Source organism: Brevundimonas sp. KH_060, assembly GCF_057838275.1.
On the sequence record NZ_CM174463.1, the window covers coordinates 309,907 to 329,257 of the forward strand.

The following is a 19,351-nucleotide window of genomic DNA, read 5'->3' on the forward strand; positions in this document are numbered from 1 at the left end:
GGCTGGAGTCGTCGTCCGGCGCGACAGAGACATTCTGAAGGCGAGGGATCGCCTTCGTTCAGCAGTCGTTCAAGGCGTGACTATATAGAGCAGACCCATGATGAGTCCCATGAACGGCAAATCCATGAAGACCTTGATCCCCTTCGCCCGGCTGATGGCCGTGGCCGCCCCCGTGGTCGCCGGCGCCGTGATGCTGGCCGCGCCCGCGTCCGCGCCCCAGGCGCAGTCGGCGGCGCAGACCGAAGTCCTGCCTGGATACTGGGAATACACAACCAGCGTCATGGGCGCGCGCGACACTGAACAGAAGTGCGTGCGGCCCAGCGAGATCAACCGATTCTTCGGCGGCCTGTCGACGCGCAAATGGCGGTGCACCTATCCGACCCGCCAGGTCGGCGACGGCCGCGCGCGCTTTGAAGGCAGCTGTCAGGACCGCAAGGGCCGCCGCATCAACGTGCGCCTGAACGGCACCTATGAAGAGCAGGCTTTCCGTTTCAACGGCGGCGCCCAGCTGGCGCGCGGCACGCCCTATATTCCGGCCAGCATCACCGCGCGCCGCCTGGCCGCCCAGTGCCCGGCCGGGGCGGAATATTTCTAAAGGCGCGGCAACGCCTGGCGCTGTCGAGGCGATGGCCTCAGCATCGCATCCCTTGTCGTCCGCAGGTTAAAACGCACGCTGAGATCGAGCTGTCTCATGTTCTGTGCGTGAAACAGTGGTAGAACGCCGTCATGTTCGGGGAGTGACATGGTGCGACTGTTCTTGCGGGCTCTGGCGACGTCATCGGCGCTGGCGATGGCGGGGTGTGGCGGAGGAGCTGCGTTGACGCCTTTCGAGGCGGCGGTGGCGGGTGATCCGCTGATGCGGGCCTTTTCCACGCGCATGGATGACCTGGAGCGCCAGGCGTCCAGCGGGGACGCCGGCGCCCAGGCTGCGTTGTCGGTCGTCAAGGCAGAGGGGTTGCGCGGCGTTGCTGTTGACCTCGCTGAAGCCGAAACCCTGAAGAAGCAGGCGCTGTCGCGTACGGCGTCGACCACGATCACTCAATATATCCCCGGCGTTAACGGCGCGCCCGGCCGGACTGCCCTGATCCACGTTCCCGGCGACGCTTCCCTGCAAGGCGCCATACGCCGGGCCGATGAATGCGTCAGTGTGCTGAAACGCGAGCAGGATCGGGGGGTGGAGACGTTTCTGGCTGTCCTCTATGACGAGGATGGGAACCTCGAGGCTTATGAGCAGGCGCATCGAGAGGCTGAGGCGACCTGCGGCGGCGAAGAGCGATACGCCATTCTCCGCGAAATGTGGGACGAGGCGCGGCCTTGGGGAACGCGTCCCCTGCCGGATTGCGACGAGGATGCGCGCTGCCAGGTTCTGGCCCAGAAGATCGCGCGGCTGAACGGCCGTGATCCTGCGCGAGAGGCGAAAGAGGCTGCGGCGAGGAGTGATTTCCGCCTGGGCGGTTTCAACCATATCGGCCCCATGCCGAGAGGGTGGAGCCTGCCGGGCGTGTCCTGCACGCTTTGGTCACGCGACATGATCGGCAAATGGCACGTCAACCAGGACGTGATCATGCCCGGCGATGGCCAGCACACCAGCGCGGCCGTCGGCTTCATCGCCGCCTATAATCGCGCCATGGTGACGGATCCGGCTTTTGCGTACGCCGATGTCTGTGCTGAAACCATGGTCAGTCCGGCGGACCGTTACGAGGGCGACGTGACGACCTGGGCCCAGGCGGCGCGCAGCGGCGATCCGGCGCGCCTGTCCGAGGTTCCGACCGGTCAGGACGTGAATGCGCCGGATGCACTGGGCGCCACAGCGCTGGGCTGGGCGATGCGCCGTAGGGATGAGCCCATGGCCATGGCGCTGCTGGCTGCGGGGGCGGACCCGCGCCCCGGTCCTTCCGCCGGCCGTGATGAAGCGCCGCCGTTGGCTCAGGCGCTGAAGCAGAAGCGTTTCGAACTGGCGCATCGCCTTATCGCGGCGGGCGCTGCGATGGACGGTTCGACAGGTGCGTGCCGTATCGGGTTTTATGAGCCGCCGCCCGAGCCCTTCACCAATTCGGGCTGCTCTTGGGCCGGGCTGCTGATCAAGGCGGGGGCCTTTGATCTTCTGGACCAGCAGGCGGCTGAGGGAAGGCTTGCCGCGATCGACGGCACGGGCGACCTGGCGGGCGCCTTCCTGACGGCGGCTGCGGCGCGGGATGATGCTGTTGTCGGGCGGCTGTTGCCTCATGTCGGCTATGAGGGCGCCGGGGGCGGCAGCGAGGTGCTGAAGCGACTGCTAACCCTGAGGCCTGATCTGGTTTTGCCTTATGTGCTGCATCACGGCGCAGAGGCGGCGCGATCCGAGGCCGAAGCAGGCGTCTGGCGAGCGGCGGCCGAGGGCGGCCAGATGGAGGCTGTGACCTTCCTCTGGGATTATGGGGCAGACCTCAATCTGCTGCCTGTCGATACGCTGGCAGGCTGCGCCGACAGGGCGCGAGTCGGCGATATCGAGGCTCTGCTGGGGTGCGTCGAAGAGGCGGGACGCAGACGGCAGGCGCTTCACGCCGCGATACGCGGTGGAGACGAGCCTGAGTTTGAACGCCTGGTTGCCGAAGCGGCGGATATGCGTGAGCGCGGCAAGGGCAGCCAACTGGCCGTGGCCGTCGACGCCGGAAGCCTGGAGATGGTGCAGGCCCTGCTGAAGCGCGGGGCGAACCTGACGCCGACCTATGCGCCGGAGCGCGAGCGCACAGCCTATGGGGGCGGCCTGAAGGCGAGGGCCGAAGCCGTTGCGGCGGCCAGCGGCTATGCGCAGTCGCTGCGGCATGATCAGCCGTCGCTGCAGCGCGCAGCCGAACGCGGCGACGTCGCCATGATGCGCGCCCTGTCGAACGCCGGCGCGCGCGGCGCGGCCAATCTGGCGAAATGGGCGGGAAATCTAGGCAATCCGCCTGCGGGTCTGAATAGTGTCTTTCAGGCGCGGGAAAGCTCAGCGGATCATGAAGATTTGCCGAACCGCGCCGTGGATCGGAACTTTGATGTCTATCGCCTGCTGATCACCGAGGCGGCGCGCGTGGAGGGGCCCCAAAGCCTGGAAGACGCCTTCTCGAGCGGCGTTTACAGCGGCTACAACGACGCCCTGCAGGTGATGCTGGACAACGGTCTGGACCTGTCGAAGGTCAAGGCGCCGGAGCGCATATGGAGCAGTCTGACGGTGCTGGGCACGCCCTGCAAGCCGTCTACCGCGCGGTTGCTGGTCGCCAACCGGCTAACGCAGACCTATGCGCCCAATGACTATACGCACTGGTCGCCGGTTCAGAGTTTCGCCGCCGGCTGCGCGGATGCGCGCGTCGCTGACGTCCTGGTCCGTGAAGGCGGGATGGACGTCAATGAGGTTGGGATCGACGGCAACGCCGCGCTGGATGTGGCGATGGCCTACAATCGCCAGGCCAACGTTGATGCCCTCAAGCGCCTGGGCGGTTTGACCGCCGCCGTTATGGCGCCGGACGCGGATCGGGCGCGAAAGGCCGAACGGCGCGCGCAGGATGATCTCGACTTGGAGCAGAGCGAAGACTTCTAAGTGCGCATATGAAAAGGCCCGGCGTCGCCGCCGGGCCTTTCGCGTCGTTTGCGGATCGCCTGAGGTCAGGCGGCCTCGGCTTCAGCCTCGGCGGCCGGAGCGACCGGCTTCTTGGCGCTGAGCGACTTGCCCAGCAGGGCCATGGCCGCGTCCTTGTCGATCTTGTTGGCGGCGGCGACTTCGCGGGCCATGCGGTCCAGGGCCGATTCATAGAGCTGGCGCTCGGAATAGGACTGTTCCGGCTGGGTCTCGGCGCGGTGCAGGTCGCGGACCACTTCGGCGATGGAGATCAGGTCGCCCGAGTTGATCTTGGCTTCATACTCCTGGGCGCGGCGCGACCACATGGTGCGCTTGACGCGGGCGCGGCCCTTCAGCGTCGTCAGGGCCTTGGAGACGGTGTCGTCGGCGGCCAGGGTGCGCAGACCGGCGGTCTTGGCCTTCTTGGTCGGGACGCGCAGGGTCATCTTCTCGTGTTCGAAGGTCACGACATAGACTTCCAGCGCCATGCCGGCGACTTCCTGAGTCTCGATCGCGGCGACCTTGCCGACGCCGTGTGCGGGATAGACCACCGCATCGCCAACCTTGAATTCCAGACCGGTCTTGCTCGTCATGTCATTCCTTTCCCGAACCGTAGGGATGAGAGCGTCGCCGCGCAGATAGTGAAAAACCGCCCCTCCGCCGAGCGCTGGGCCCGGCGGTTGAGGCGGAGGATCGCACTGTCAGACGCGAAAACGGATCACCAAACCCCTGGCCGACCTCGTCTCTAGCGGCGAGGTTCTGTCGTAAATGCGGGCGGCGCGCAGAGTTGCGGAACCGCCCGTTTCGAATAGGGAGGAACCTATCATAAAATTAGGAAATCTCAAAACATCCACAGGGCGAGCGGCGAAGACCGGCGCATTGTGACTGCATTGTGGCGAATTCTTAGGAGCCCTTGCCCGGCTTGGGGCTGAAGTACTTCTCGAACTTGCCGGTTTCGCGCTCATACTGTTCGCGATCCGCCGGGGGCACGCCCTTGACCGTGATGTTGGGCCAGACCTTGGCGTATTCGGCGTTGACCTGCAGCCACTTGCCGTCGGGCTCGTCCTCGGTGTCGGGGACGATGGCGTCGACGGGGCATTCCGGCTCGCACACGCCGCAGTCGATGCATTCGTCCGGTGCGATGACCAGGAAGTTCTCGCCCTCATAGAAGCAGTCCACTGGACACACCTCGACGCAGTCCATGAACTTACACTTCACGCAGGCGTCGGTGACGATGTAGGTCATGGCGTTCGGGCGGGCCTGTGGCAGCGAGGGATGTCGAGGGCGGGCACATGGCCCCGACGGAACCAACTGTCAACCGAGGGCGCTGTTGCAAAGCTGTTCAGGCCCGATGTCGTCGGGTCCTGCTCTACATTCATGACGCCCGATCATCGTCCAGCAGGAGGCCCCGCCATGCGTTTCATCCCCCGTTCCATCGCTCATTCCGCCATCGGCCGCATCGGCGCCGCGAGCCTGGCGCTCAGCCTGCTGGCCGGCGGCGCGGTCGTCGCCCAATCCGCCCTGACCAAGGTTCCGTCCGAGGTCCAGTCCGGCGACTACAAACTGGACCCGGCGCACGGCAAGATCACCTGGTCGGTCGATCACCTGGGCTTCTCGACCTATGTCGGCCAGTTCGTGAACGTTCAGGCCGAGCTGAAGCTGGACCCGGCTGATCCGTCCGCCAGCACCCTGACCGCGACCATTCCCCTGACGGATGTGGCGTCGAACTCCGACGGGCTGAACCGCCATCTGCAGACGCCGGACTTCTTCGACACCGCCAACCATCCGGTCGCGACTTTCCGCTCGACCCGGATCGTGATCGACGCCGATGATCGCGACGAGGCGACGGTCCACGGCGAGCTGACCCTGCGCGGCGTGACCCGTCCGGTGGTCATGGAGGTCGAGTTCAATCAAGCCGGCCCGACGCGCGGCGGCTACAAGGCCGGCTTCGACGGCGAGGCGACCATCAAGCGGTCCGACTTCGGCATCAACTTCGGCCTGCCCGCACTGGGCGATGAGGTGAAGCTGCACATCGAAGGCGAGTTCGTGAAGGCGGCGGGCTAGATCGGGCCGTCCAGCACGTCATAAAGGGCGCGGGCCTCCTCGGGCGGGCCGCGCCTTTCGCCTATCTGCACCACGCGCACGGCGATCAGCCGGCCGCCTTGGGCGAACAGAACCTCGTCGCCGGGGTGGACGCTGCGGCTGGGCTTGTCGAGCCGGGTCTGGGCGCCGTGGTGCGTCAGGCGGATCGCGCCCTGTTCGACCATGGCGGCGGCCAGGCTGCGGGTCTTGGCGAAGCGCGCGCGCCACAGCCAGACATCGATGCGGCAGCTCTCGGCGCTCATTCGGTCGGTTGGGCGGCCGTTTGGGCGCCGGGCCGCCGAGGCCGACGGCGAGGCCGGCGAACGGCCTTCGGCTTGGCCGGCGCCGCGGGTCGCGGCGGCTGCGTCAACTGGGCCAGAGCGGCGAAAGGCGAATCCTTGGGCGGCGGCGCGGGCTTGCCGGAGCGCGGCGCCTGTTCGGCGCGCGGCGTGCGCAGGGCGGCCTGGATCGCCTTCGCCTGATCCGCCGTCCAGCCCAGAGCGTTCAGCGCCTCATCCGACAGCGGCGCCTTGCCTGCCGCCCGCTGGGCCTCGGCGAAGGCTTCCAGCGCCTCGACCGGCGCGGTCCATCGCCCGATCGCGCGCCGCCCGAAGGCCGACAGTGCGCGCGCCGGCGGCGGCGGTTCAGACAGGGCCAGCAGGCCGTCGCCCGACAGCCCCTTCGTCGCCTCGCGCGGCAGGAAGGCCTGGGCCAGGGCCGCGCCGCGCGGCTTCATCACGCCGGGCAGCCACACCGAATGGGCGCCGACCCGGATGGCGAAGGTTTTCAGCGTGCGCCGCTCATGCTGACTCAGGGCCGCCAGATCGCGCTCGACCTCGCGCCGGGGGATCAGGCCCCCCGCCTCGATCAACCGGAACGCCAGCCCGCGCGGCAGGCCGGTCAGGGCGCCGCTCTCGATGGCGTGGCGCAGGCGTTTCAGCGGCTTCAGCGCCCGCCCGGCCTCGCCCGCCAGCCAGGCCTCCATGCGCCGCTCGGCCCGCTCGCGCGCCGGGACCGGCCCCAGTTCGCCCAGCAGCCGCACGCGCGGCGAGAAGGGATCTTCATTGACGATGCGCCCGGTCAGCGCGCCGTTCCACAGCACCCCGCCGTCGGGCATGACGGAAAAGGCCGCGTCTTCGTCCGCCGCCAGCCGCCCCAGACGCCGCGCCACCTCCGGCCCTACGGCGCGCGTCGCCGCCTGCCGCAGCGCCCGGTCGGCCAGCGCCGATCCGCCCGCGTCGACGGTGAAGCAGACGCCGTCCAGATGGCCGACCACCTCGCCCTCGACCGTGACCTCGCCGTCGTCCGCCACGCCCGCCAGCACGTCCGACCGCACGTTCAGCGCCCGCATCAGGGCCGCCGTGCGCCGGTCGACAAACCGCGCCGTCAGCCGCTCGTGCAGCACGTCGCTGAGCCGTTCCTCCAGCGCCTTGGTCCGATCGCGCCACTCCTGCGCCCCCGCCATCCAGTCGGGCCGGTTGGCGATGTAGCTCAGCGTTCGCACCCCAGACAGCCGCGCCGAAAGCTGGTCGATCTGGCCGTCGTCGCGATCCAGATCATTGAAGCGCGGCGCCACCCAGTCCTCGGTCAACCGCCCGCGACGGCTGGTCAGGGCGGTGAAGATTTCCTTCGACAGGCGGGCGTGTTCGTCCAGCGTCGTCTTCTGGAAATCCGGCAGCTGGCAGGCCTCCCACAGACGCATCAGGGCGCCGCGCGAGCGGGCGATCTTCTTGACGTCTTCATCGGCCGCAAAGCGCCGCAGCAGGGTCTCGTCCAGCGCCTGTGCGGTCAGCCGCAGCCCATGGCGATCCGGCGTCACCGTCAGCGATCGCAACAGGTCGGGCAGCGTATCGAAGTCCAGCCGCCCGCTGCGCCACTCGGCCGCCTCCACCGGATCGAAGCGATGCTCGACCACCTGTTCGACCAGATCCTCGTCCAGCTCTTCCGCCTCACCAGTGACGCCGAAGGTGCCGTCGCGCAGGTGCCGTCCCGCGCGCCCGGCGATCTGGCCGATCTCGGCGGCGTGCAGCCAGCGCGTGCGCCGTCCGTCGAACTTCCTCAAACCGGCGAAGGCCACATGGTCCACGTCCATGTTCAGCCCCATGCCGATGGCGTCGGTGGCGACCAGGAAATCCACCTCGCCCGACTGGAACAGCTCGACCTGGGCGTTGCGGGTGCGCGGGCTGAGCGAGCCCATGACCACGGCCGCCCCGCCTCTCTGACGGCGCAGAAGTTCGGCGATAGCGTAGACCTGCTCGGTCGAAAAGGCGACCACGGCGCTGCGCCGAGGCAGGCGGGTCAGCTTCTTCGATCCGGCGTAGCTCAGCGTCGACAGCCGGTCGCGCGTCACGATCTCCGCATCCGGAACCAGCGACCGCATCAGCGGCGCCATCGTCCCTGCGCCCAGGAACATGGTCTCGAACCGTCCACGCGCGTGCAGCAGCCTCTGCGTGAAGACGTGGCCGCGCTCCGGATCGGCGACCAGCTGGATCTCGTCCACCGCCAGGAAGTCGACCGACCGCTCCAGCGGCATGGCCTCGACCGTGCAGACGAAATAGGCGGGGCGCGGCGGGACGATCTTCTCCTCGCCGGTGATCAGGGCGACCGAGGCCGCTCCGCGCCGCTTGACGATCCGCTCATAGATCTCGCGCGCCAGCAGACGCAGCGGCAGGCCGATCATGCCGGACGCGTGGCCCAGCATGCGCTCGACCGCCAGATGGGTCTTGCCGGTGTTGGTGGGGCCCAGGATCGCCGTGACGCGCGATGGAGCCATGCCTGCGGAACGGTCGCTCATGACCGGCCCAAGGTGGCGAACCCCGCCGACTTTCACAAGCGGCGCGGCGGTTTGGATGCGGGCGAAGAAGGAATGGTAAGCGGAACCTTACCGGCCTCTGGAACACGGGCGAAACGAATCATGACCGAATCGGCGACGTCTGCCGATTCAGGCTTTGTTCCATACTAGGGATTGTAGCTTAACGGCTCTTAACCACAAGGCGGGACCGCCGCGCGCGGCTGGTGACGCGAAGGGAAACCGCAGGGGCTTCCCTGACGCCGCAACCTCCTTTAGGCAGTGACGCCGTGGCCCCGTAGCTCAGCTGCATAGAGCAAGGCTTTCCTAAAGCCGAGGTCGGAGGTTGGAGTCCTCCCGGGGTCGCCATCACCTCAATCCGAACAGTCGGCCGGGTCATTGCGCCGCCGCACGTTTCAGCTCTTCGGGTCGATGCAGGCGGCCGTTCTCCACCACGGCCGCGACGCGCGCCAGAGCACGGATGTCGAGCGACGGATCGGCCTCCAGGAACAGGATGTCGGCTTCCATGCCGACGGCGATGCGTCCTGTGCGATCGTCCATCTTCAGCGAGCGCGCCGCGTTGCTGGTCGCTATCGCCAGGACGTCCCAGGCCGGAATGCCGGCTTCAACGTGCAGCTCCGCCTCGCGAGCGAGACTGACGCCTGGCGCTACGAAGGGGTTGTTCATGTCGGTGCCGAGGGTCAGAGGCACGCCCGCTTCGTGCAACATGCGAACGAAGCGCTGCACCTTGGGCCAGATCGCTTTCGCGCGGGCGTAGTCTTCCGGCTCCCAACCCAGATCGAAGCGGAAGGCCGTGCGCCAGTTCTCCGCCATGCTGGGGTGGGCCCAATCCACGTCCTTCTCGCGATAGGCGAAGTCATCACCATTGAAGGCGAGGCTGAAGGCGATCAACGTTGCATCTACTGAAACGCCCTGGTCCGCCAGCGCGCGGATCAGGGCCTGGATTTCGGGACTGTCGAGATCGGCCTGTTCATACCATTCGAAGAAGGCAAAGGCGCCGGGCCGCCGCTCGGCCAGATAGTCGGCGCGCCTGTCCGGCGGCAGCAGGTCCGGTGAAATCGGCATGGCGTGGACCAGGGAATTCACCCCTAGCCGCACGGCTTCGGTCCAGCTCACATCGCCCAGGTGGGCGATGACCGGCACGTCGGCGGCGCGCGCGGCGGCGATCCCCGCCGCCAGGTCCTCAGGAGTCAGGGCTTCGTACAGTTTGACGTAGTCCACGCCGGCTGCGGCCTGCGCCTTCACCCGTTCGGCCACGCCGTGCGTCTCGTCGACACGATCGACCAGGCCGACCACCGGGAAGGCGGAGCGGTCGATCACCGCACCTGCAATCTGTGCTTCGGGGCCCGTCAGTCGTTCCTCGGCGACGGCTTGGCGATAGGCGATCATGCGCGCCGTATCCCCGCCCGTATCCCGGATCGTCGTCACCCCGGCCGCCAGCAGCATCAGGGCGTCATGACGGGTGATGGCGTCGTTCCCGGCCACCACCAGACTGACTTCGCCCTCCGCATCGACCTGTGGCGCCACCGGACCCAAGGTGATGTGAGCGTGGGTGTCGAAAAGGCCCGGCATGGCGAAACGACCGCTCATGTCCGTGTGAGCAACCTTGGCGTAGCGCTCGGGCGCGCGACCTTCGCCCATCGCTTCGATGCGTTCGCCGCGCACGACGAGGTAATGACCCGGCAGGCGACGCTGCGTCAGAGGGTCAAGGATGGTGACGCCGGTATAGACGGTCGTGTCGTCGGCAAGGGCGGACGACGCCGCGCCGAACATCAGGGCGGCGAGAAGCAGAGACTTTGTGCGCAAGGGTCAGGCCTTCTGTGAGGGCGCGTTCCGTCGCTCAACGGCGTCGCGCAGGAATGTCAGGGCGTCTTTCAGGGCCGGATCGGCCATCATGCGAGCGGCGACACGGCGAAGGGCGTCAGCCTGGTCAGTATTTGCGGCAGGCAGGTCGAGCGCCTCGGCCAGGCCGAGCCAACGTTCGGCCAGCGCCTGGGCTCGACGAGATCCCGGCTCGCCTTCCGCTGCGGCGATGACCGCTTCCGCCAGAAGGTCGCGGATGCTTGCCTCAGTGGCAGGGTCGGCCCCGCGTCCATCGATGACGGCATCGACCGCAGCCTGCTCGCTCCCGTCCAGCGTCGCCGTCTGGATGGCGGCCCGCACGTCAGCCAATTCCAGGGCCGGCGCGGGCGCTAGGTCGCGCGCCAACTCCAGCAACAGAGCATCCGACACCTGCCCCTCGCTCGCCAGTTGGTCCCGCGCCCGCTGAACCCGTTTCAGCCGATCCCGTGCGGCGCGTATGGTCGTCGCCAGATGCTGGGCCTGAAGCTCCATGATCCGGCCGATCGCCATGTCGTCCTGATCAAGCGCGTCTTTGATCTGTTTGAGCGACAGGCCCAGCGCCTTGAGCGCCAAGACCTGATGCAGGCGCGCGACGTGCTGGGGCCCATACAGACGCCACCCGCCTTCGCGCCGGTCAGGCGTCAGCAGGCCCGCCTTCTCATAGACCCGCAACGCCTTGATCGACGTGTTGACCTGGCGCGCCAGCTCGCCTGGCCCCAGCCAGCGCGGCCTCGTCGGAGATGAAATGCTGTTCGACATGAGGCGATCTTGGGACCGGACCCTGGGGTCGGTGCAAGGTCCAATCAGCGTCTTTGTCGAGACGGATGCGCCCTGTGACGTTGCGCCTCAGAGCTGTGCGTGCGGCGGCCTCAAGGGGCTGAGTCTTCTCTCAGGAAGGCCGGGGTGCCGACGTAGAGCAGCAGGACTTCTTCGTCGGAATCATTGCGGACGAAATGGATGACGCGTCCGTCGAAATGCATCCCGTCGCCAGGACCGAGCCGCGCTTCAACGTCGCCGGCGACTGCGGTCAGGGTTCCCTTGATGACGTATCGGAAAATCTCGCCGTTGTGGGAGTCCGGCGGAAAGGCGAACCCCGGCGGAATGCGAACGAGAACCGCATCCATCTTGCGGTCCGGCAGTTCGGACGAAAGGTCGACGTATCCCACGACGGAATCGATATCGACGGTCTTGGGCGCCGAGGCGCGGAACACGATCTGGTTGGTCTGGGGCCATTCCATGAAGTGGGACACCTCCACCTCCAGTCCCTTGGCCAGACTCATCAGGGACCAGACCGACGGCGTGGTGAGGTTGCGTTCGGCCTGTGAAATGAACGGAGCGGACAGGCCGCTGCGGGTCGCCAACTCCTGAAGCGTCAACCCCAGAGCCTTGCGACGCGCCTTGATGCGATCCCCGATCGGCAGCTTCCGTGTCTGGGATCGCGTCTCGAACTTCAGAAACGCGCTGCTCTTGTCGCGATGAGTCGTCATTCTTTATTCTGCAACGCCCGTTCGTGGTCACATGGTCGAAGCGCTTTCTCGCCAGATACGGCGGCGAGTCAGCCCTTGCGCCGAATGCAGCGGTCGCCGCCTTCGTTCCGTGCGCCTGAGCACAGTGACAGCGGGCCAGGGTCGCCGCAATCCAAACAAACCTTCGACACGATGATGATCGCGCGTTCCGAAGAATTTCATGAAAAGCGCGTGCATATCAAAATTTTTGAAGCTCCAAATTTATTGCGGCCTTTAAGGATGTGAGGCAAGAATGTGATGCTTTTGTGAGGGGTGGGCGCCAATGAAATTCGCATCAAAACTATATGTCGGCGCTGCAGCGGCGGCGCTTGGCATGGCGGCCTTCCCGGCGTCGGCTCAGATTGAGGCCCCGCAGGACGACAATGCGGCGACGGCTGTTGAAGAGATCGTCGTCACCGGCAGCCGCATTCGACGCAGCGGCGTCCAGACGCCGACCCCGACCACCATCATCAACGCCGAAACGATCCGCCGGTCGGGCGTTAGCGAAATCGCCGACCTCGTGAACGAGATTCCGAGCCTGTTCGTCTCGCAGAACAACCAGACCTCGAACCAGCAGGGCAACGCGGGCCTGAACGCGCTGGATCTGCGCGGCCTCGGCACCGAGCGTACGCTGGTTCTGGTCAACGGCCGTCGTCGCGTGCCCGCCATGCCGGGCTCCTCGGCCGTCGATATCAGCGCCATTCCTTCGGCCCTGGTCGAGCGGGTCGACGTGATCACTGGCGGCGCCTCGGCGCTGTACGGCGCGGACGCCGTGGCCGGCGTGGCCAACTTCATCCTGAAGCAGGACTATGAAGGGCTGGAGTTCACCGGCACCTATTCCGGTTCGACGCGCGGCGACCTGCAGGGCTACGACGCCAGCGTTCTGGTGGGTCGGAATTTCCACGACAACCGGGGCAACGTCACCCTGTTCGGCAGCTACAACCAGCACAACGACGCTGTCTTCGGCCAGGACCGGCCTTGGACCGCGGGCGGCGCGCCTTTCTATATTCGAGGCGAAGACGGCAAGTACACGCTGACCGACGGCAACCGCCAAGTGTACGATCTCGACAGCGCCGTCGTTCAGCTGGGCGGGCCGGGCAACCTCTATACGTTCAACCCGGACGGCAGCCTGCGTCGTCCCGTGTATGGCCCCAGCGGCCTGCTGGGCGCCACCACGGGCAATCCTTCTCTGATCAGCTTCCGCACCGATGGGGGCGAGTTCGGCGGACGCTATGACGATTGGGCGCTGGCGGTGCCGAGCGAGCGATATTCGGTCGCCGTTTCGAGCAACTATCAGATCACCGAGAACATCAAGCTGTTCGGCGACCTGACCTACGCCCAGACCGACTCCAAGGGCCTTTATCGCGCCTATTCGGCCTATGGCACGGACGTTCTCTCGGCCAGCAATCCGTTCATCACGTCGGAAATGATCGCGGCCAATGGCGGCGTGGCGACGGGCATCGGCTTCGCGCGGCGCTTCTCGGAACTGGGCCGCCAGGAAACCGAATACGACCGCAACATGTACCAGCTGACCGTCGGCGCCGAGGGCAGGTTCAACCTGCTGGGCCGCAACGACTGGGAATGGGTCGCGCACTATTCGAACGGCCGCACGCGCCAGGAAGTGCGCACCCGGAACGCCACCGCCAACGGCCGTTATACCCAGGCGCTGAATGCGGTCGCCGGCCCCAACGGCTCGGTTGTCTGCGCCGATCCGTCCAACGGCTGCGTGCCGCTGAACCCGTTCAAGCCGCTGACGCAGGACGTCATCGACTTCATCCAGTACGACACCAGCCCCTCGGTTCAGACCCTGAAGCAGGAAGTCGTGTCGGCTTATGTGACCGGGTCCGCCTTCGACCTGCCGGCCGGTCCGGTTCAGGTGGTGTTCGGGGCCGAGTATCGCACCGAAAGCAACGACATCGGCGCGACCCCGGAATACGACCCGCTGAACCCGAAATTCGATGAGAGCATCGGCACGACCGCCACGTCTCTGGTGGGCGACTATGACGTCGCCGAAGTGTTCGCCGAAGTGCGCGTGCCCCTGATCAGCAACGTCACCGGCATCGAGGATCTGTCGTTCGAAGGCGCCGTGCGTCAGTCGGACTACAGCACCGCCGGTGAAACCACGGCCTACAAGGCCTCGCTGAACTGGACCCCGGTCAGCGACATCCGTTTCCGCGGCACCTATGGTCAATCGGTGCGCGCGCCCAACATCAGCGAGCTGTTCACGGCCGGACAGGTGGGCGGCGCATGGCTGGCCGACCCCTGCAACTACCATGATGTCGTCAACCGCGTGGACCGGACCGATTTCACGGCCGCCAACTGCGCGGCGATCAAGCCGCAGAATGTGAACACCTACTGGCAGTGGCTGGATGTGATTCAGTCGGGCAATGAAGGCCTGGGCGTCGAAACGGCCCAGACCTATACCGCCGGGGTCGTGATCCAGCCGCGCTGGATTTCGAACTTCTCGCTGACGGTCGACTATTTCGACATTGAACTGGAAGACGCCATCGGTTCGTTCGGCGCGCAGGCCATTCTGAACAAATGCGTGGACCTGCAGTCCATGAACAACATGTTCTGCGGCCTGGTCGAGCGCGGTCCGACGACCAACAATCTGGTCGCCGTGAACGTGCAGGAGCTGAACATGTCGATGTTCAAGACTCGCGGCATCGATTTCGAGGCCAACTACCGCTTCGATCTGAGCTCGGTCGGCATGGGCGAGGAAGCCGGTTCGATTTCGATCAACGCCGTCTACACCAAGCTGCTGGAACGCAGCTTCATTCTGGACGCCAGCGACGCCTCGACCATCGACGAGACGGTGGGCCTGTTCGGTGCGCCTGAATGGAAGGGCGCCATCCGCACCACCTGGAACGCCGGACCGTGGACGGCCAACTGGACCCTGCGCCACTTCAGCCCGATGCGACCCGGCAGCCATGTCACGCCCGACCTGTACGACGTGACGGAAACCGACCACGTCTTCTACAGCGACCTGTCGGCCTCTTATGAGGTGAACGAGCGCGTCTCGCTTTATGGCGGTCTGCGCAACGCCTTCGATGAGGCCCCGCCGCGTATTCCGGGCGCGGAGGCTGGCGGCGCCAACTTCGAGTACGGCTATCAGGCCGGCACCTATGACGTGATCGGGCGCACCTTCTATATCGGCGTGACCCTGCGTCGATAGGCCGAACTCAAACTATGAAGGGCGCTGATCGGCCTCTTCGACTGCTCTTCAATCAGGCGGCGTCGGCTTAACCGGAGCCGCCTGATGTCTTTCAGGGAAAGCACAGGGACCCCGCCATGAGAACTTTGCTCCTGACGGCGTGCGCCGTCTCGTCCATCCTGGTCGGCGCCGCCCCGGCCCTTGCAGCCGACGTTTCGCCGCCTGCGGCCCGGATGCAGGAGGCGGGGACGCGCCTGAAGGCTCTTTATGAGGCGGAAACCGACGCCGGCATGGCCCGCTACGGCATCGTCAAGCGGGCGGACGGCGAGTACAGCCCGGCTGTTCGCCATGAGAACGTCGATCCCGCTTCGCAACAGGAGCGCCTGACCTATGTTTGGGGGCTGCTGCGCCAGCTGGACGCCATTCCGCTGGACGATTTGTCGGCCGAGGATCGCATCAACGCCGCCGTCTTCCGCACCAATCTGGAGCACGCCCTGATCGACGGCCAGTTCCGTCAATGGGAGATGCCGTTCAACAGCGACAGCTCCTTCTGGACCTATCTGGACCAGCCCGGCGCTCTGCGCACGGCCGAGGAGTATCGCGCCTATATCTCGCGGATGCGCGACACGCCGCGCTACTTCGACCAGCACCTGTCCAACATGCGCGACGGTCTGGCGCGCGGGTTCAGCGTGCCGCGCGTGACGCTGGAGGGGCGCGAAGCCTCGATCACCAACTTCATCACCGACACGGCTGAAGCCAACGCCTTCTATGCGGCCTTCCGCCAGATGCCGGCGACCATTCCGGCTGAAGAGCAGACCCGCCTGCGCGCCGAGGCGGCGGCGGCCGTCAATGAGGCGGTGATCCCGGCCTATAAGGCCCTGCTGGCCTTCTATCTGGATGAGTATCAGCCCCGCGCCCGCACCGGACTGGCGGCCCGCGACATGCCCGACGGCGCCGCCTACTACGAAGCCCAGGTGCGCAAATACACGACGCTGGAGTTGAGCGGCGAAGAGATCCATCAGATCGGTCTGTCCGAGGTCGCCCGCATCCAGGCCGAGATGCGCCAGACGATGGCGGACGCAGGCTTCCAGGGGTCGTTCGACGAATTCCTGCACTTCCTGCGCACAGACCCGCAATTCTACGCCAAGACGCCGGACGAATTGATGATGGTTTCGGCCTGGGTGGCCAAGCGCGCCGACGGCCAGATCGGCAAGCTGATCGGCGCCTTGCCGCGCCGCCGCTTCACCATCATTCCGGTGCCCGATGCGTTGGCGCCCTTCTACACGGCGGGGCGCGGCGGGCTGGAATCCTGCCAGATGAACACCTACGACCTGCCCAGCCGGCCGCTGTACAATATCCCGGCCCTGACCCTGCACGAGTGCGCGCCGGGCCACAGCTTCCAGATGGCCCTGGCTGAGGAGCAGGCCGATGGGCCCGCCTTCCGTCGCCACACCTATTTCTCGGGCTATGGCGAGGGCTGGGGACTCTACACCGAATGGCTGGGCGTCGAGATGGGCATTTATCGCACGCCCTATGAGAACTTCGGCCGCCTCAGCTATGAGATGTGGCGCGCCGCGCGTCTGGTGATCGACACGGGGGTTCATCTCAAGGGTTGGTCGCGCGAACAGGCCATTGACTATCTGGCGGGTCATACGGCCCTGTCGCGCCACGAGGTCGAGACCGAGGTCGATCGCTACATCAGCTGGCCGGGCCAGGCCCTGTCCTACAAGCTGGGCGAACTGACCATCCGCCGCCTGCGCACCGAAGCCGAAGCCGCTCTGGGCGAGAACTTCGACCCTCGCCCCTTCCACGATGAAATCCTGGCTCTGGGATCCGTGCCCCTGACCACGCTGGAAGAGCATATGCGGGCCTATATCGCTCGTGGCGGCAAGCCTACTGAAGCGGCGCAAGGCGTCGTCGCTCCGCCCCAGTCCTAGAAGCGGAAAGCTCATGTCGGACATCAGCATGCTCAACCGGCGCCGCGCCTTGTTTCTGGGCGTCGCGACGGGGGCGGGCCTGCTTTGTCCGGCCGTTGCGGCGGCCCGGCCGGAGCCGGCGTGGGGCCTCTATCCGCCGACGCCCATGGAGCCCGTGATCGACCTCTATGGCGAGGTCGCGGTCGAGGACCCCTATCGCTGGCTGGAAGCGGACATCCGCACGTCCGAGCGGGTGCAGGCCTGGACCGCGGCGCAGAACGCCGTCTCCGACGCCTATCTGGAGGGCCTGGACGGGCGCGAGCAAATCCGCGCCCGCCTGGACGCCCTGTTCGACATTGAAACCATCGGCCCGATCGTTACGGCCGGAGAGGCTCAGTTCTTCACGCGCCGCGCCAGAGGCGAGGAACAATCCTCTCTATGGGTGCGCCAGGGCGAGACGGGCGAGGCGCGCAGGTTGCTGGACCCCGCGCAATGGTCCGCCGCCGGTACGGCGGCGCTGGCGGGCTATGCGGTGTCGCCTGACGGCCGCTATGTCGCCTATGCCCGGCAGGACGCCGGTTCCGACTGGCGCGTCTGGCGCGTGCTGGATCGCAACAGCGGTCAGACTCTGGCTGACGCCATTCACTGGAACAAATACTCCAACGCCTTTTGGGCCGCAGACGGTTCGGGCTTCTACTACGCGCGCTTCCCCCAGCCTGATGCGATGTTCCTGTCGGGCAACAGCGGGCAGCAGCTCTATTTCCACCGGCTCGGCGAGCCTCAGGACGCTGACGTCCTGATCTACGAGGACAAGGCCAACCCGGACTATATGTTCATCGGCCAACTGTCCGCCGATGGCCGCTACCTGCTCATCAACACCGGCTATGCAGGCGGCGGGCTCACCCTTCTTTACAAGGATTTGAGCCAGGCCGGTTCGGACTTCATGCCGATCGACCTCGGCCCCGCCGAGCCGCTCGCGGGCAACTATTTCATCGGCTCGCGAGGCGCGACGCTTTATGTGCTGACCAGCGTGGGCGCCGCCAATTGGCGCCTGGTTTCCGTGGACGCCGAGCATCCTGGAGAAAACAAGGAGGTCGTGCCCGAGCGGGGGTTTCCGCTGCGAGGCGCGCTGTTGGCCGGCGACGCCCTCATTCTGAAGTATCTGACGGACGGCAGCGACACCCTCGTCAGTCGTTCGTTGCGCAATGGTCGTGAGCGCGCCATCTCGCTGCCGGGCTTCGGCGTGGTCCAGGGGCTGTCGCGCGCGGCGCAGCCTGGCCAGATCTATTATCAGTATTCCGGCTTCGCTCAGCCGCTGACCACCTATCGGTACGATGTCGCGCGCCGACGCTCCGTGGTCGTCGACAAGCCGCAAGGCCCGATCGATCCCTCCGCCTATCAGGTTGAACGCGTGGTCGTGACGGCGCGCGACGGCAACCGCGTTCCCCTGTTCATCGCGTCCCGCAAGGGCCTGGCGCGACGCGGCGACGCCCCGACCATCCTGTACGGTTACGGCGGTTTCGGCGCCTCCTATCCGCCTGACTTCAGGCCGGAGCAGGTGACGTGGATGGATATGGGCGGGGTGTTCGCCATCGCCGCCCTTCCTGGCGACGGCGTCTATGGCGAGGTCTCTCACAGGGCCGGGATGCTGGCGAACAAGCCGGCGGTGTTCGACGCCTTCAACGACTGCGCGGTTCACCTGATCGCGTCCGGCCATACGCGGCCCGAACGGCTTGCGGCCTTCGGCTACAGCAACGGCGGTCTGCTGGTCGGGGGCGCCGTCGCCCGTCGTCCGGAGCTCTATGCGGCGGCCATGCCGACCGTGGGCGTTCTGGACATGCTGCGCTTCACCCAGTTCACGAACGGCCGGTTGTGGATTCGCGAATACGGCGATCCTCAGGACGCCGCCCTGTTCCCCATCCTGCACGGTTACTCGCCCTACCATGCCGCCGTGCGGGGGCGACGTTATCCAGCCTTGCTGATCGGCACGGGAGACACGGATGACCGCGTCGCGCCGATGCACAGCTTCAAATACGCCGCCCGCCTGCAGGCGCTGGCCGATCCTTCACGACCGGTTCTATTGACGGTCGACAAGGATTCCGGCCACGGCGCAGGCAACAGTCGATTCAAGACCGCCAAGAGCGCCGTCGACCGTCTGGTCTTCGCGGCGCGTCACTTGGGGCTGACGTTCGTCGCCCGTGAGTGACGACTAAGCGAGCACAAGAACGTCTGCGCACTGCCGTCGCCGACAGGCTTTCAATGAGTCCTTCCCCCGTCTTCAGAAGTTATTGCGAGGATTGCTGGGGGGGGGGCTAAGCAGCGGGGAAAGCCCTAACTGCTTGAAAAGAATGGTGGACGCGACAGGGATTGAACCTGTGACCCCTACGATGTCAACGTAGTGCTCTCCCGCTGAGCTACGCGTCCGCCTGTTCTGCGGCCCGTCCGACTGATGTGTCGGTGGGCGGG

General features: G+C 66.3%; 13 protein-coding genes and 2 tRNA genes. 7 read left to right on the top strand and 8 right to left on the bottom strand.

All coding sequences use genetic code 11. The features are described 5' to 3' along the window. The first annotated feature begins 109 nt into the window (after positions 1-109). Positions 110-595, top strand: coding sequence for a DUF3617 domain-containing protein (locus tag AC3IPP_RS01595; protein ID WP_256968158.1), 486 nt, complete (start codon positions 110-112; stop codon positions 593-595). A gap of 147 nt (positions 596-742) precedes the next feature. Next, positions 743-3,559, top strand: a complete 2,817-nt coding sequence (locus AC3IPP_RS01600) for an ankyrin repeat domain-containing protein (RefSeq protein WP_489150098.1) — start codon at positions 743-745, stop codon at positions 3,557-3,559. Positions 3,560-3,624: 65 nt separating this feature from the next. Here the strand turns inward: AC3IPP_RS01600 and AC3IPP_RS01605 are convergent, their stop codons facing one another. Both AC3IPP_RS01605 and fdxA read right to left on the bottom strand, forming a co-directional pair. Continuing rightward, positions 3,625-4,170: a CarD family transcriptional regulator gene (locus tag AC3IPP_RS01605; RefSeq protein ID WP_046652322.1), complete on the bottom strand. Its 546-nt coding sequence runs from the start codon at positions 4,168-4,170 to the stop codon at positions 3,625-3,627. Between the two features lie 310 nt (positions 4,171-4,480). Continuing rightward, positions 4,481-4,822, bottom strand: coding sequence for a ferredoxin FdxA (gene fdxA, locus AC3IPP_RS01610; RefSeq protein WP_003166185.1), 342 nt, complete (start codon positions 4,820-4,822; stop codon positions 4,481-4,483). Positions 4,823-4,990: 168 nt separating this feature from the next. Here fdxA and AC3IPP_RS01615 point away from each other — a divergent pair, with 168 nt between their 5' ends. Beyond that, the gene (locus AC3IPP_RS01615; protein WP_489150099.1) at positions 4,991-5,641 is read left to right on the top strand and encodes a YceI family protein; all 651 of its coding nucleotides are present in this window, start codon (positions 4,991-4,993) and stop codon (positions 5,639-5,641) included. Here the strand turns inward: AC3IPP_RS01615 and AC3IPP_RS01620 are convergent. After that, positions 5,638-5,922, bottom strand: coding sequence for an RNA-binding S4 domain-containing protein (locus tag AC3IPP_RS01620; protein WP_489150100.1), 285 nt, complete (start codon positions 5,920-5,922; stop codon positions 5,638-5,640). The genes AC3IPP_RS01615 and AC3IPP_RS01620 overlap by 4 nt on opposite strands. Next, a complete protein-coding gene (locus AC3IPP_RS01625) occupies positions 5,919-8,453 on the bottom strand; it encodes a helicase-related protein (RefSeq protein ID WP_489150101.1) in 2,535 nt (844 codons plus the stop codon). The genes AC3IPP_RS01620 and AC3IPP_RS01625 overlap by 4 nt, the downstream gene beginning before the upstream one ends. 286 nt (positions 8,454-8,739) lie before the next feature. On the opposite strand from AC3IPP_RS01625, the gene AC3IPP_RS01630 reads away from it, so the two are divergent. Continuing rightward, positions 8,740-8,816: transfer RNA gene (locus tag AC3IPP_RS01630), tRNA-Arg, on the top strand. Between the two features lie 27 nt (positions 8,817-8,843). Here AC3IPP_RS01630 and AC3IPP_RS01635 read toward each other — a convergent pair. From AC3IPP_RS01635 to AC3IPP_RS01645, 3 genes are all read right to left on the bottom strand, one after another. Next, on the bottom strand, positions 8,844-10,274 hold the full coding sequence (locus AC3IPP_RS01635) for an amidohydrolase family protein (protein WP_489150102.1): 1,431 nt from the start codon (positions 10,272-10,274) through the stop codon (positions 8,844-8,846). Between the two features lie 3 nt (positions 10,275-10,277). Then, positions 10,278-11,069: a MerR family transcriptional regulator gene (locus tag AC3IPP_RS01640; protein WP_489150103.1), complete on the bottom strand. Its 792-nt coding sequence runs from the start codon at positions 11,067-11,069 to the stop codon at positions 10,278-10,280. 110 nt (positions 11,070-11,179) lie between these two features. Then, positions 11,180-11,797: a helix-turn-helix domain-containing protein gene (locus tag AC3IPP_RS01645; RefSeq protein ID WP_087140490.1), complete on the bottom strand. Its 618-nt coding sequence runs from the start codon at positions 11,795-11,797 to the stop codon at positions 11,180-11,182. Between the two features lie 301 nt (positions 11,798-12,098). Here AC3IPP_RS01645 and AC3IPP_RS01650 point away from each other — a divergent pair, with 301 nt between their 5' ends. The 3 genes from AC3IPP_RS01650 (at position 12,099) to AC3IPP_RS01660 (ending at position 19,091) form a co-directional block, all read left to right on the top strand. Next, positions 12,099-14,990 (top strand): TonB-dependent receptor plug domain-containing protein, encoded by a 2,892-nt coding sequence (locus AC3IPP_RS01650; protein WP_489150104.1) that lies wholly within the window; start codon positions 12,099-12,101, stop codon positions 14,988-14,990. A gap of 116 nt (positions 14,991-15,106) precedes the next feature. Next, the gene (locus tag AC3IPP_RS01655) at positions 15,107-16,906 is read left to right on the top strand and encodes a DUF885 domain-containing protein (protein ID WP_489150105.1); all 1,800 of its coding nucleotides are present in this window, start codon (positions 15,107-15,109) and stop codon (positions 16,904-16,906) included. 13 nt (positions 16,907-16,919) lie between these two features. After that, entirely contained in the window at positions 16,920-19,091 is a 2,172-nt protein-coding gene (locus AC3IPP_RS01660) for a prolyl oligopeptidase family serine peptidase (RefSeq protein ID WP_489150106.1), read from the top strand. Between the two features lie 143 nt (positions 19,092-19,234). Here AC3IPP_RS01660 and AC3IPP_RS01665 read toward each other — a convergent pair. Continuing rightward, positions 19,235-19,309 (bottom strand) — tRNA-Val (locus AC3IPP_RS01665). Between the last annotated feature and the right edge of the window lie 42 nt (positions 19,310-19,351).